This is a genomic window from Pseudomonas sp. H3_C08 (assembly GCF_054669455.1).
The window spans coordinates 2412177-2424550 of the sequence record NZ_CP162803.1 but is presented as its reverse complement, the minus strand read 5'-3'; the positions used below and the strand labels follow the sequence as shown (position 1 = coordinate 2424550).

Sequence of the window (12374 nt, the reverse complement as noted above, 5' to 3'; positions counted from 1 at the left end):
CGCAAGTTGTACGCGAGAGGCGCGTCAGTCGCCAGCCGTATATGTAACTGAAACACAACGGCCCACCAGAAGGCGGGCCGTTGGCAAGCAATCAGGCGACGGATCAGTCCTGACGGCTGGTGACTTCCAGCAGGTGGTAACCGAACTGGGTTTTTACCGGACCTTGCACGACGTTGATTGGCGCGCTGAAGACCACGGTGTCGAATTCCTTGACCATCTGGCCAGGACCGAACGAACCCAGATCACCGCCCTGACGGCTCGATGGGCAGGTAGAGTTGGCCTTGGCAACTTCGGCGAAATCAGCGCCGCCTTCGATCTGGGCCTTGAGTTCGTTGCACTTGGCTTCGCTGGAAACCAGGATGTGGCGGGCAGTGGCTTTAGCCATGGGGAAACTCTCCAATCTATTTCAGTAAAAGTGTGGAGCCTACCGGATTCAGTGGGCGAATTCTCGGCAAAGTTCCGTTCGATTGTCCGTGGCCTTGATCAGAGATTCGCGGCTTGCAAACGTTCAGCATGTTCGACGTACAGCTCAATCGGGTCGGGCAGTGCGGTTGCCGTGCTGGCCGTGCGGCGCAGGCTGCCCAGATGGTCCAGCGGGTAGTCGGAGCGGATCACTTGCCCCAAGTGAGAACTGAAGCGGCCAACGAAGCCGTCATTCTGCTGCGTTTCGGTCATGAAGTACTGCGATAACGCGTGGCAAATGCTTTGGGTTGGATCGAGTGTCGACGGGCTGTTGGCCGGCAGGACGCCGCTCCATGAGTAATAGCGTACGCCGTTGACCTGTTCCGGGCCTTGTCCGCCCCAAGTGCTGGGCAATCCCTGCGGAAACTTGTCGTTGAACTCGCCTACGCCTTCGGTCGTTAGTGCATTGAGCGCCGCCAGTGCGTTCTGCGGCAAGGTGGCACTGCCACTGAGCAACGATAGAAAATCGGCAAATAGCGTCGCTATATTTTGGGCGACGACCTCCGGCAGTCGCCCGGGTATCAGGGCCTTACGCAGAAAGTCGGCCAGTTCCGAACCGTGATTCGGGCCGCTGACGGAGGTTACGGAAGCGACGGCGTGTGGCGCGAGCGCCGCAGCGTATCGAGCAGCCAGCGCTCCCTGACTGTGTCCTATGAGGTTGACTTTGTCTGCACCTGTGCCTCGCAAGACACGATCAATCTGTGCAAGTAATTGTTCACCCCTGGTTTCGTTTTTATGGGTGGCAGAAAGGTGCGGAACAAACACTCGGCTGCCGGCCGTTTTCAGAGCGTCCTTTACGTCATGGAACAGCTCGAAGTGACCGATGCGCTCGAATCCGAACAGGCCATGTACCAACAGGACGGGATAGCGAGTTGAAGCATTCCGTTGCATGTTCTTACCTTTTTCGCAGAAGTTCATCGGGGAATCCGGAGGCCACTCTAAAACACTCATCCCGTTGAAGAAGTAAGAAGGGGCTTCTCTTGGCCGTTGAATCTGGACTAGTGGCTGTACGAATTTTCAGATACTTATGAAATCCGAATCGGAAGTTGAGGACATCTTTCGCTCGGTTGATGGCGTTTTTGCGTAGTTTGCCTACCCGGTGGGAGGCCTTTGCCGGATGTTCGCGGCGGCTGAGGCTGACATCGAAAGTGTGCGCAATAGCGTTCAATGTTGGCTGTCGACGCCGCCCATGAAAGCGGCGTTCTTTCCAAGGAATGGAGCCACTAATGCACACGCACGAAGTCGAGTTTTGCTACCGGATGCGCCACCCCGCCAGCCCCTGTGTTTCGAACGAACTGCTGCCAGCGGCAACCGTTGATAGTCTGAAGGGGGCGGTGCTTGATCCATCGCTGGGCAAGGTCGTTGTCCGTATTGCTCCTTATGCAAACATGAGCTGCGGCGATCAGTTGCTCTTGAGTTGGGACGGTCTGGACATAGAGGGCTTTGCTTATCAGCATGAAATGGTTCGCTATATCAGCGAAGCCCAGGTCGGCAAAGACATCGTTTTCGTGATCAAAGGCCTGCACATCGCTGCACTGGATGGCGGTTCGCTGGCGGTCTACTGGAAACTGCTCAGTGCGCGCTCGGCTGAACCGGCGGTGTCTGCCCGTGTGCATTTGTCCGTGGGGGATGTCCGGCCACAATTGCTTGCACCGATTGTCGAGGGGGCCATCGGAGGGGCGCTGGATCCGGCGCGGGTGCCGGACGGCACGCTTATCGTGCTCCAGCCTTATGCCCGAATGGCGGCGGGGGATCGAGTCACGTTGCTGTGGGGCGCTGACGCATTGTCCGCAACGTTCAGCGACAGCTTGAAGGTCGAAGCCTTTGCTGTCGCAGACGTACTGTCATTCTGGGTTGAAGGGGCGCACATCGCTGCTCATCTCGGCGGCGAGGTGGTGGTGCGCTATCAGGTCGAGCAGGCGGGCGGAGTCATTCGCGAGTCCGAGGCGGCAAGAATTCTCGTTACCCCGTTCCTGCGGGGAGAGCTTGAGGCTCCCGATGTACTTGAAGCTGAAGACGGCGTGCTGTTGAAAGAGGACTCCGTCGATGGCGTCACCATCGTGATCGGTAATGCCCGGACGCAGGAAGGCGAGTTGGTCTATCTCAAGTGCGACGGGGAGCTGTTCAATCATCGGGATGACCGTGAAATCACTCGGGAGACGGCGGGGAAGCCGCTGATCTTCATTGTGCCGCACCGATTCTGGCGTGAGCACCATGGCACGACCGTGCGGGTGGCCTACACGGTTGAACGTCTGGACGATGTCAGTCAGACGTCTGCGGCCACACAGGTGCGAGTGGAGGGGTAACGCGGCGTGACCAGCCCTGCGGTTTGCAATAAAACCGCGGGGCTGGCCGGATAATCAGCCTTTTGTCTGTGTACTGAGGCGTTGAGAGGCGTCCAGCAGCAAACGCTCCGTTGCGCTGAAACCGAGGCAGCCATCGGTAATCGAAACCCCGTAACGCAGGGATTCGCTCAGCGGCTGGCAGCCCTCGAACAGGTGAGACTCGATCATCATGCCGATCAGAGAACGGTCACCTTGCAGGCGTTGCTCAAGCACTTCGTTGAAGACGCCAGGCTGGCGTAGCGGGTCCTTGCCACTGTTGGCGTGGCTGCAATCGACCATGATCCGGCTCGGAATCTTCAGGCGATCCAGGTCGGCATGGATTTTGGCCACACTCTCGCGATCATGGTTCGGCCCTTTATGGCCGCCGCGCAGAACCAGGTGGGTGTCGGGGTTGCCTGGCGTTTGAATGATGGCTGGATGGCCCTGACTATCGACGCCGAAATGCCGGTGCGGATGGGCTGCCGAACGCATGGCGTCCACCGCAATGGCGGCACCGCCGTCGGTGCCGTTCTTGAAGCCGACGGGCATGCCCAATCCACTGGCCATCTCCCGATGGATCTGCGATTCAGTGGTACGCGCGCCAATGGCCACCCAGCTCAGCAGGTCATCGAAGTAGCCGGCAGCCATGGGTTGCAGCAGCTCGGTGGCCACCGGCAAACCGAGGCGGATCATTTCCAGCATCAGCTCGCGCGAAAGCGTGAGACCGCCAGCCATGTCATCACTGCCATCCAGATGCGGGTCGTAGGCCAGACCTTTCCAGCCAACCGTGGTGCGCGGTTTTTCGACATAGGCTCGCATCACCAACAACATTTCGCCGCTGACTTCTTCAGCCAGTCGAGCGAGCTTGCCAGCGTATTCGAGTGCGGATTGCGGATCATGGATAGAGCAGGGCCCGACGATGACCAGCAGGCGCTGATCCTGGCCGTTGAGAATGGCGCGAACCGCCTGACGGTGGGCGGTGACTTGCTGACTCAAGGCATTGCTCAGGGGCAATTGCTGTCTGAGTTGCAACGAGCTGGGCAGACGCAGAGTCAATGCTTCGTTGGCAGGATTCAGAGTGGACAGCGGCAGAGCAGAAACGGACGAGTTCATATTCGGTCTTCCTGGGCTGGCGGCGGGTTCTCCCGCTCGCTCGGCCCTACTGGGGTGTTCGACAATTGGCCGTATTGGCTACGTGTGTGTGCTTGCCACCTGTAGGTGACCGATCGGAGGCGGCAGGCTGTCCCGAGCGGAAGCTGGTAAATCGCCAGGCGTTAAAGCTGTCGTAACGGTAATAAGTGGCGTAGTTCATTTCGTGAATCCTCAAAGTGTCTGGTGTGTTGCTGAAAAGTTTGGGGCTGAAAAAACAAAACCCCCGGTCGGGAGGCCGACCGGGGGTTGAGAATTCTCTGGTAGGCGACCCGTTGTTATGGGCGCCGTTTGGGTATCAGGCGCGCCAGTGGCTAAACCAATACCCAAAATAAAAGCTGACCGGAGCGCAAACGTCATTCACCCGGGCAGCCGCAACCGAGCGCAAGGCGCTGGCGGTACGAAGCTGTGAGAGGGCGTTGAACATGGTCTGTCTCCAATGAATGGGCCGAGCTTACTAGAGGCCGATACGCCTCAGCAATCAGAAATTGCTATCGCGTAATCAACAAAACATCTATTGCTAGCGTCGCGCTGGAGTTGTGACATTCTGCACTTCGCTTGATGACCAAGGATGAACCGTGTCGACACAAAACATTGCTGCTGCTCAGTCTCTGCTCATTGCCGATGATCTGTTGGTCAAGGCCGAGCGCGTCGTGGGTGCGTGGCTGGGGCGAATTGTTCCTGTTGTGCAAGCCTGATGACATTCCACTTACGATTGGCGGTTCCAGAAGATCTGGCGTTTGCCCGTGATCTTACCTGTCAGAACATGCTGCGCTACTACATTCGCCATGACCTGCTATGGCAGGACGAAGCGTTCGACGTGGCATGGTTGGGGCGGCAAAACTGGCTGATAGTGAAGGGTGATGTGCCAGTGGGCTTTCTCAGTCTCAGTCGGGATATGCGCGCGCTGTACATTCGTGAACTGCAAATTGCTGAAACGTATCAGGGGCAGGGTGCTGGTTCTTGGGCGATCGATCAGGTTATCGACATGGTCCGCAAAGAAAGACGCCCGGCTCTACGCCTGACCGTATTTGAAAATAATCCGGCGAGAAACTTGTATGAGAGAAAAGGACTACAGGTTCAGGGCGCGGACGAGTGTTTTCTGCGAATGCAGCTTGATATCAGTACACATGTGCTCTGAAACCCACGGCCGGCAAGCCTTCAATGATGAATTGAAACTTTTTAAATGACGCTTTCCGCTAGGTCTGCGTGGCACTTTTTGCTAAGGTGTCCGGCATCCCAATATGACCATATCGCGAGGTGTCTGCTTGATTAGGGTGCTAGTGGTCGATGACCATGATCTCGTTCGTACAGGCATTACACGTATGCTGGCCGATATCGATGGCTTGCAGGTGGTTGGCCAGGCCGAATCCGGGGAAGAGTCCCTGATCAAGGCCCGAGAGTTGAAGCCCGATGTGGTGCTGATGGACGTCAAGATGCCTGGCATCGGCGGCCTGGAAGCCACGCGCAAACTGTTGCGCAGTCATCCGGATATCAAGGTGGTCGCGGTCACGGTGTGTGAGGAGGATCCTTTCCCGACACGCTTGTTGCAGGCCGGTGCTGCGGGTTATCTGACCAAGGGCGCGGGTTTGCCGGAAATGGTCCAGGCGATTCGCCTGGTATTTGCCGGCCAACGCTATATCAGTCCGCAGATTGCCCAGCAATTGGCGATCAAATCCTTCCAGCCCTCCAACGACTCTCCCTTCGATGCCTTGTCCGAGCGCGAAATTCAGATCGCCTTGATGATTGTCGGCTGTCAGAAGGTTCAGATCATTTCCGACAAATTGTGCCTGTCGCCGAAAACCGTGAACACCTACCGCTATCGTATTTTCGAGAAGCTTTCGATCAGCAGCGATGTCGAGTTGACCCTGTTGGCGGTTCGTCACGGCATGGTTGATGCCAGCCTCTGACCATGACTGAAACATTCGATTCCGGCGCGTTTCTGTCGACAGTCAGCGGGCGCCCAGGCGTCTATCGCATGTTCGACAGCGATGCACGCCTGTTGTACGTGGGCAAGGCCAAGAACCTGAAAAAACGCCTGGCCAGCTACTTTCGCAAAACCGGCCTGGCGCCGAAGACTGCCGCGTTGGTGGGGCGCATTGCGCAGGTCGAAACGACCATCACCGCCAACGAAACCGAAGCGCTGCTGCTTGAGCAGACGCTGATCAAGGAGTGGCGGCCGCCGTACAATATCCTGCTGCGCGACGACAAATCCTATCCCTATGTGTTTCTGTCGGACGGCCAGTTTCCGCGCCTGAGCATTCATCGCGGGGCCAAAAAGGCCAAGGGCAAGTACTTCGGTCCCTATCCGAGTGCCGGCGCCATACGTGAAAGCCTGAGCCTGCTGCAAAAGACCTTCTTCGTTCGGCAGTGTGAAGACAGCTACTACAAGAACCGTACCCGTCCATGTCTGCAGTATCAGATCAAGCGCTGCAAGGCGCCTTGCGTGGGGCTGGTCGAGCCTGACGTGTATGCCGAAGACGTGCGCCACTCGGTCATGTTTCTTGAGGGGCGCAGTCACGCGCTGACCAACGAGCTGTCTACGGCGATGGAGGAGGCGGCGATCAACCTGGAGTTCGAACGAGCCGCCGAGTTGCGTGACCAGATCGCGCTGCTGCGCAGGGTTCAGGATCAACAAAGCATGGAAGGCGGCACAGGGGACATCGATGTCATCGCGGCATTCGTCAACCCGGGTGGCGCCTGCGTGCACCTGATCAGTGTGCGTGGCGGGCGCGTGTTGGGGAGCAAGAATTTCTTTCCGCAAGTCGGCATCGAGGAGGACGTGTCGGAAGTCATGGCCGCGTTTCTTGGCCAGTATTTCATCAGCAGCCCTGAGCGCGATTTGCCGAGCGAACTGATCGTCAACGTGGTGCATGAAGATTTTCCAACGTTGATCGAAGCGATCCATGAGTTGCGTGGTCGCGAGCTTGCCATCAGTCACCGGGTGCGCGGTACGCGGGCACGCTGGCAGCAACTGGCCGTCACCAACGCCGAGCAGGCGTTGGGCGCACGCCTGGCCAACCGCCAACACACCGCCGCGCGCTTTGAAGCCTTGGCCGAAGTGTTGAATCTCGATGAACCGCCGCAGCGCCTGGAATGCTACGACATCAGCCATTCCAGCGGTGAGGCGACGGTTGCTTCCTGTGTGGTCTTTGGCCCGGAAGGCGCGATCAAGTCGGACTACCGGCGCTATAACATCGAAGGGGTCACGGCGGGTGACGACTATGCCGCCATGCATCAGGCCTTGACGCGACGCTTCAGCAAACTCAAGGAAGGCGAGGGCAAGTTGCCAGACATCTTGCTGGTGGACGGTGGCAAGGGCCAGCTGTCGATGGCTCGCGATGTTCTCAACGAGTTGGCCGTACCAGATCTGATTCTGCTCGGTGTTGCCAAAGGCGCTACTCGCAAGGCGGGCTTCGAAACGTTGTATCTGAATGATGCGGCGCATGAGTTCACCTTGCGTGGCGACTCGCCGGCGCTGCACTTGATTCAACAGATTCGCGATGAGGCGCACCGCTTCGCGATTACCGGACACCGCGCACGCCGAGGCAAAACCCGCCGTACGTCAACGCTGGAAGGCGTTGCCGGCGTTGGGCCGACCCGACGTCGCGACTTGTTGAAACATTTTGGTGGATTGCAGGAGCTGACTCGTGCAAGCATCGAAGAGATCGCCAAAGCCCCGGGGATCAGTAAAAAGCTCGCAGAGTCGATTTATGCGAACCTGCATAGCGAGTAGAATGCCCCTTCACCTCGTAGCCAGTTGTGCCGATGAATATCCCTAATCTGATTACCGTTCTACGCGTCCTGCTCATTCCGATCTTCATTTTGCTGTTCTATCTGCCTTATCAGTGGAGTTACATGGCCTCCGCCTCGGTGTTTGCCTTTGCGGCAGCGACGGATTGGCTGGACGGTTATCTGGCTCGCCGTCTGGAGCAAAGCACTCCGTTCGGGGCGTTTCTCGATCCGGTAGCCGACAAGCTCATGGTTGCGGTGGCACTGGTGCTGCTCGTTCAAGAACACGGCAATCTCTGGCTCACTCTTCCGGCTGCTGTCATCATCGGTCGCGAGATTGTGGTGTCGGCATTGCGTGAGTGGATGGCCGAGCTTGGTGCTCGTGCCCACGTAGCCGTTTCAAATCTGGGCAAGTGGAAAACCGCGGCGCAGATGCTTGCGCTGGTCATTCTGTTGGCCAACCCGAAGGACTTCAGTTTCTGGGTTATCTTGGGTTATGCCTTGCTGATGGTCTCTGCCGGCCTGACCTTGTGGTCGATGGTGCAGTACCTGCGCGCCGCCTGGCCGCACCTGAAGACCGATGTTGAAAAGAAATAAAACTTTTTTGAATCAAGGGGTTGACGGAGCTTCTTAATTCTATAGAATGCGCATCACCAAGCGGGAATAGCTCAGTTGGTAGAGCACGACCTTGCCAAGGTCGGGGTCGCGAGTTCGAGTCTCGTTTCCCGCTCCAAGTTTGTACAGTGTTTGTTGTTGTGCTACTGACAGCAGATACTTTGAGGCCGAGTAGCAAAATGGTTATGCAGTGGATTGCAAATCCACCTACGCCGGTTCGATTCCGACCTCGGCCTCCACTATTAAAAGCCCCGTAGATCAACGATCTACGGGGCTTTTTTTGGTCTGCCAAAAATCATGTGTTCCGCAATTGTTCTAACGTGTTCCGCAATCTGCATTCACCAGCTTGGCCATCCGGCCTGTGCGATCTGAAGGTTTTGGCCCTCGGAGCAAAATAATGAGAGGCTGGATTCCCATTGCAGATGATGGCAATATGATGCAACGTTTTGTTTGATGGATATGGTTGAGCATGAATATTGGCGGACGAAGAGTTTTAATGAATGAAGTAATCTTCGTTCCTGATAACGACGTCGTTACATTCATATGCCCGGTAGAGGGTGACGATGAACTGACGGTACGGATGGAGTTCCCCGATGAGTCCTTTGACGAAAGTCTTCCAGAAGACAAACGCCCTCAGCCTAGATTTGATGTCCAATATGAAAATCCTCCAGAAAGCATTCACATCGATTGCTTGGTTTTAAAATTTTTTAACTTTGGAAAAGGTTTTGGACAGAGCCTGACGGCACCATATCCAATCGCTGTGGCGGACAACAAAGAGATTGTTTCGTTCTTGGCCTCAGTTCAGAAACTGGGAGGCATGCGAAAGGTGGAGTTTCAATTTATGCTCGGTGGGGACTTCGCATGACTATGAAACCCGGTTCACCAGAGTCGGTGCCTGTTCCGCGTAGGAAGCCATCTCAATTCATTCCAGTTCAGCAAATTCATGACAATATCTCGCAGGAGGTGATCACGATTACTGCTGATAAGCTGGAACTTGCGCTTATAAATCACATGGAATGCTTGGCTAAAAAAGACGCATGGCAAATGCCGCTTAGCCTACTGGTTGGTGTAATTGTGGTTTTCTGCTCGTCAAATTTTAAAGCTGCCTTCGGCGTCACCGCTGACACCTGGGCTGCGATTTTTATTTTGTTCGGAGTTGGCTGCGCGATATGGTTGGTTCGATCGCTACTTCGAATAAACAATGCGGTCTCTGTTGAAACATTGATTGAGGTCATAAAGAACAAACAGTGATCTCGCTCATTTCGTGGGTTTCACGATTTCCCCTACTCGTCGATAGACCTTTTTCGTCATCTCTTGAGTTGAGTGCCCTAGAAGACGACTTGCGTCGGCGATGTCTTCAATCTCGCTTGCAGCTTTCGGTCGGATATCCCTGAACTGGAAATCTCGTATTCTCGCCGCCTGCTCTGTGTCACCCGCCGCCGCCGCCTGAGTCGCAGCTTTTTCTCTGGCTTCGTCCCAGCGGTTGCGCAACATGTTGTAGCTCATACGGAGACCAACCTGGTTCGTTATTAAGACTGAAGTTTTGGTGCCCGCCTGCGCTCGCCGGTCGAGCAAGTCGTTGATGAAGATACACAGGTCGGTCTCTTCTGCGCCAATATAGAGGCGGATCCTTAAACGCTTATCTGTCTTACCCTGGCCGACCATCAAGAAGCCATTGTTCAGGTCGGTCGTTGACGCCTTGAGTACATCAGCCGGGCGCTGGCCCGTCAGATATGCCAGATCCATGGCGTCCTTCAGTTCCTGCGGTGCTTGGCAGTAAACCGCGCTCCACACGATATCGCCTGCGTAATAGTCTCGGGGCGTTTCCTTGTTCCGGCGCAGACCAAAACAGGGGTTAGCCTTGTCGGTCAGTCCCCATTCGCGGGCAAAGGTGAACATGGTTGAAAGCAATGCTATCTCCCGGTTGGCGCGCACCTTGACGGCATGAACAATGTCAGCCGCAAGCTGGCAGGGTTCGCCGATGAGTTCCCGCGAGTCACGACCGGTATCGGCTCCGCCGTCGCCGGCTTGATTGCGCTCAAGGGGGCCGTCAGCGCTTTCAAGGTCGGCAAGGGTTTGATGAACATCGGACGCGGCACTCTGATGGGCAACCCGAACATCCCGCAAAAAGTCATCGTTACCAACTTGCCGCCCGGTGGCGCTGGACTGGATGGCGGTGGCCTTGATGCCGACAGCAATGGCAAGAAGGGCAAAGGTGGAAAGGGGGGCAGCCGAGGCGGTGGTGGCCGTGGCGCCAATATCGGTGGCGGCATTAAAGGCCCGGCAATTCTCGCCGTTGCCCAGGCGGGCTATCAGGCTTACGACACCTATCAGAATGCTGAAACACAGGACGAAAAAGCCGAGGGTTACGGCCAAGCCGCCGGTGGCCTGGCGGGCACGCTGGCCGGTGCCGCTGCGGGCGCCGCCATCGGAACAGCTGTGCCGATCATTGGCAACATCGTCGGTGGCCTGATCGGTGGTTACCTCGGTTATATGGGCGGCGATGCCTTGGGTGGATCGCTTGGCAAGTCGCTGTTCGGCGCGGACGAGACCTTAAAGAAGGTACCCGATGCCGGGCCACTGATGATGGCCAACGCTGGGCAGCACCTGCCGCCGGTGATGGGCAACATCGCCCGATCATTTGCGCCCGGCGCTGCGAGTCCGGTTGCCCCAAGTGCATCAACGCCCTCGGCCGTGCAGAGCCTGTTGCCGGAGCGCGCCGCCGATGCGGCTGCGATGGGAGATGTGACACGCTCCCTGAGCGAACCCGCACCGCCGAGCGTACCGGCACTGCTGGCTCCTCCGCCTGCAGCGATCAAGGTCGAGCCTCCAAAGATCGAGCAGCGCATCGAGATCTCGGCGCCGCTGCACATCACCGTGCAAGGCGATGCGAAGGACCCGGCGCAAATGGCCCGCGAGCTGCGGCCCTTTATCGAGCAGCAGATGCAGCAGGCCACGCAGCAACTGCAGAACCGCAAGCTGTATAACGAACCACATGTGTAAGGAGGATCGATGGCTTACATGGAACAGCTGCAGTCCGGTTTGAAAAATCTGGCGGCAGCGGGGGAGACCGGACGCCGTAGCCTCGACGGTATGATGGGACCGGTCAACGGTGCCATCAGCGAGATCAGCGGCGCGGCTTCCGAGCTGGAAGGCATTCCCATCGTTGGGCCGGCGGTTGGGGCCAAACTGCAGCGCGTGATGCGCAGCGTCAACGCGGCTCAAGCCAAGGTCGGTCAGGTCGTGGCCACCTACAACAAGGCCACTCGCGCCGTGTCGCAGATCGATGAGCGCATGGGTGAACTCAAGGAGCAGGCGGCACGTGCCTCCACCGCGATCAACAAGATCGCCGGCAAGGTCAGCCCGTCGCTGATCAACATCGTGCCGACCGGTTCGCTGGCCGGCGACGCTACGCCGTTACCGGAAGCGGTCCAGCCGTTCCCGCACTTGCTGATCGTGCAGCCGCTCGATCCCAACGCACAGCCGTACTACTTCAATCTGGACACAGCAGCCTTTGATGAGCTGCGGCGCTCGACAGAGTTTCGCTGGGCGTCGCAGGAACGCCTGACCCGCCGGCCGGCGCAACAAGCGGTGGGCATCGGCGAGGAAAAAATTACCTTGAAAGGGGCGATCTTCCCGGGCTTCAAGGGAGGTCTCAAACAACTGGATACCCTGCGCAGTCTCGGTTCCCAGCTAAAACCGCTGACACTCACCACCGGTTATGGCGACGTGCTGGGCACCTGGTGCCTGAAGAACGTTGAAGAAGAACAGACCGCGCTGCTGCAGGGCGGGATCCCGCGCAAGCAGGCATTTACTTTGGAGTTCGCGCGTTATGGCGATGACCTGCAGAACGTCTGACGGAGATCTGCTCGATACCCTCTGTTATCACGCCTATGGGCATCTGGATGGCACTGTCGAGGCGGTGCTCGATGCCAATCAGGGGCTGGCCGATGAACCGCAGCCTTACCGCGCCGGCATCGTGATTGAGCTGCCGGATCTGCCAGCGTCCACCAACGGAGGAGTAATATTGTGGGGCTAACACGTCCTTTGATATTGCGATGGCAGTTTGCCATGGATTTCCGGTGCCGATAG

13 protein-coding genes, 2 tRNA genes and 1 pseudogene are annotated in these 12374 nt (G+C 57.3%); 12 read left to right on the top strand and 4 right to left on the bottom strand.

Annotated features, from left to right (window positions below; all coding sequences use genetic code 11):
- Positions 1 to 103: 103 nt before the first annotated feature.
- Both AB4N74_RS11265 and AB4N74_RS11260 read right to left on the bottom strand, forming a co-directional pair.
- Positions 104 to 385: a peptidylprolyl isomerase gene (locus tag AB4N74_RS11265; RefSeq protein WP_007952068.1), complete on the bottom strand. Its 282-nt coding sequence runs from the start codon at positions 383 to 385 to the stop codon at positions 104 to 106.
- Between the two features lie 98 nt (positions 386 to 483).
- On the bottom strand, positions 484 to 1353 hold the full coding sequence (locus AB4N74_RS11260) for a lipase family alpha/beta hydrolase (protein ID WP_460101123.1): 870 nt from the start codon (positions 1351 to 1353) through the stop codon (positions 484 to 486).
- A gap of 335 nt (positions 1354 to 1688) precedes the next feature.
- Here AB4N74_RS11260 and AB4N74_RS11255 point away from each other — a divergent pair, with 335 nt between their 5' ends.
- Positions 1689 to 2768 carry a hypothetical protein gene (locus AB4N74_RS11255; RefSeq protein WP_460100192.1) on the top strand — a complete coding sequence of 360 codons (1080 nt, stop codon included), beginning with the start codon at positions 1689 to 1691 and terminating at the stop codon, positions 2766 to 2768.
- Between the two features lie 54 nt (positions 2769 to 2822).
- Here the strand turns inward: AB4N74_RS11255 and AB4N74_RS11250 are convergent, their stop codons facing one another.
- Positions 2823 to 3899 (bottom strand): 3-deoxy-7-phosphoheptulonate synthase, encoded by a 1077-nt coding sequence (locus AB4N74_RS11250; protein ID WP_460100190.1) that lies wholly within the window; start codon positions 3897 to 3899, stop codon positions 2823 to 2825.
- A gap of 733 nt (positions 3900 to 4632) precedes the next feature.
- On the opposite strand from AB4N74_RS11250, the gene AB4N74_RS11245 reads away from it, so the two are divergent.
- The 8 genes from AB4N74_RS11245 to AB4N74_RS11210 all read left to right on the top strand — a co-directional run bounded on the left by AB4N74_RS11245 (position 4633) and on the right by AB4N74_RS11210 (position 9533).
- Positions 4633 to 5076 (top strand): GNAT family N-acetyltransferase, encoded by a 444-nt coding sequence (locus tag AB4N74_RS11245; protein WP_093430983.1) that lies wholly within the window; start codon positions 4633 to 4635, stop codon positions 5074 to 5076.
- 127 nt (positions 5077 to 5203) lie between these two features.
- Positions 5204 to 5845, top strand: a complete 642-nt coding sequence (gene gacA, locus AB4N74_RS11240) for a response regulator transcription factor GacA (RefSeq protein ID WP_016984198.1) — start codon at positions 5204 to 5206, stop codon at positions 5843 to 5845.
- A gap of 2 nt (positions 5846 to 5847) precedes the next feature.
- On the top strand, positions 5848 to 7671 hold the full coding sequence (gene uvrC, locus AB4N74_RS11235; RefSeq protein WP_093430986.1) for an excinuclease ABC subunit UvrC: 1824 nt from the start codon (positions 5848 to 5850) through the stop codon (positions 7669 to 7671).
- A 32-nt stretch (positions 7672 to 7703) separates the two neighbouring features.
- On the top strand, positions 7704 to 8264 hold the full coding sequence (gene pgsA / locus AB4N74_RS11230; protein ID WP_007950102.1) for a CDP-diacylglycerol--glycerol-3-phosphate 3-phosphatidyltransferase: 561 nt from the start codon (positions 7704 to 7706) through the stop codon (positions 8262 to 8264).
- A 60-nt stretch (positions 8265 to 8324) separates the two neighbouring features.
- Positions 8325 to 8400, top strand: a tRNA-Gly gene (locus AB4N74_RS11225).
- Positions 8401 to 8447: 47 nt separating this feature from the next.
- Positions 8448 to 8521: transfer RNA gene (locus AB4N74_RS11220), tRNA-Cys, on the top strand.
- 257 nt (positions 8522 to 8778) lie between these two features.
- Positions 8779 to 9147: a hypothetical protein gene (locus tag AB4N74_RS11215; RefSeq protein ID WP_320336661.1), complete on the top strand. Its 369-nt coding sequence runs from the start codon at positions 8779 to 8781 to the stop codon at positions 9145 to 9147.
- Positions 9144 to 9533 carry a hypothetical protein gene (locus tag AB4N74_RS11210; protein ID WP_320336662.1) on the top strand — a complete coding sequence of 130 codons (390 nt, stop codon included), beginning with the start codon at positions 9144 to 9146 and terminating at the stop codon, positions 9531 to 9533. Before AB4N74_RS11215 ends, AB4N74_RS11210 begins: the two co-directional genes overlap by 4 nt.
- A gap of 6 nt (positions 9534 to 9539) precedes the next feature.
- Here the strand turns inward: AB4N74_RS11210 and AB4N74_RS11205 are convergent.
- Positions 9540 to 10220, bottom strand: a pseudogene (locus AB4N74_RS11205) (tyrosine-type recombinase/integrase); the annotation flags it as partial.
- 6 nt (positions 10221 to 10226) lie between these two features.
- Between AB4N74_RS11205 and AB4N74_RS11200 the strand changes: the two are divergent.
- Genes AB4N74_RS11200 through AB4N74_RS11190 form a run of 3 tightly spaced genes read left to right on the top strand, consistent with a single transcriptional unit; the run spans position 10227 to position 12321 of the window.
- On the top strand, positions 10227 to 11285 hold the full coding sequence (locus AB4N74_RS11200) for a hypothetical protein (RefSeq protein WP_460101258.1): 1059 nt from the start codon (positions 10227 to 10229) through the stop codon (positions 11283 to 11285).
- Between the two features lie 9 nt (positions 11286 to 11294).
- Positions 11295 to 12140 (top strand): phage tail protein, encoded by an 846-nt coding sequence (locus AB4N74_RS11195; RefSeq protein WP_460100184.1) that lies wholly within the window; start codon positions 11295 to 11297, stop codon positions 12138 to 12140.
- Complete coding sequence (locus AB4N74_RS11190) at positions 12115 to 12321, top strand: tail protein X (RefSeq protein WP_460100182.1); 207 nt, start codon at positions 12115 to 12117, stop codon at positions 12319 to 12321. The genes AB4N74_RS11195 and AB4N74_RS11190 overlap by 26 nt, the downstream gene beginning before the upstream one ends.
- The last annotated feature ends 53 nt before the right edge of the window (positions 12322 to 12374 follow it).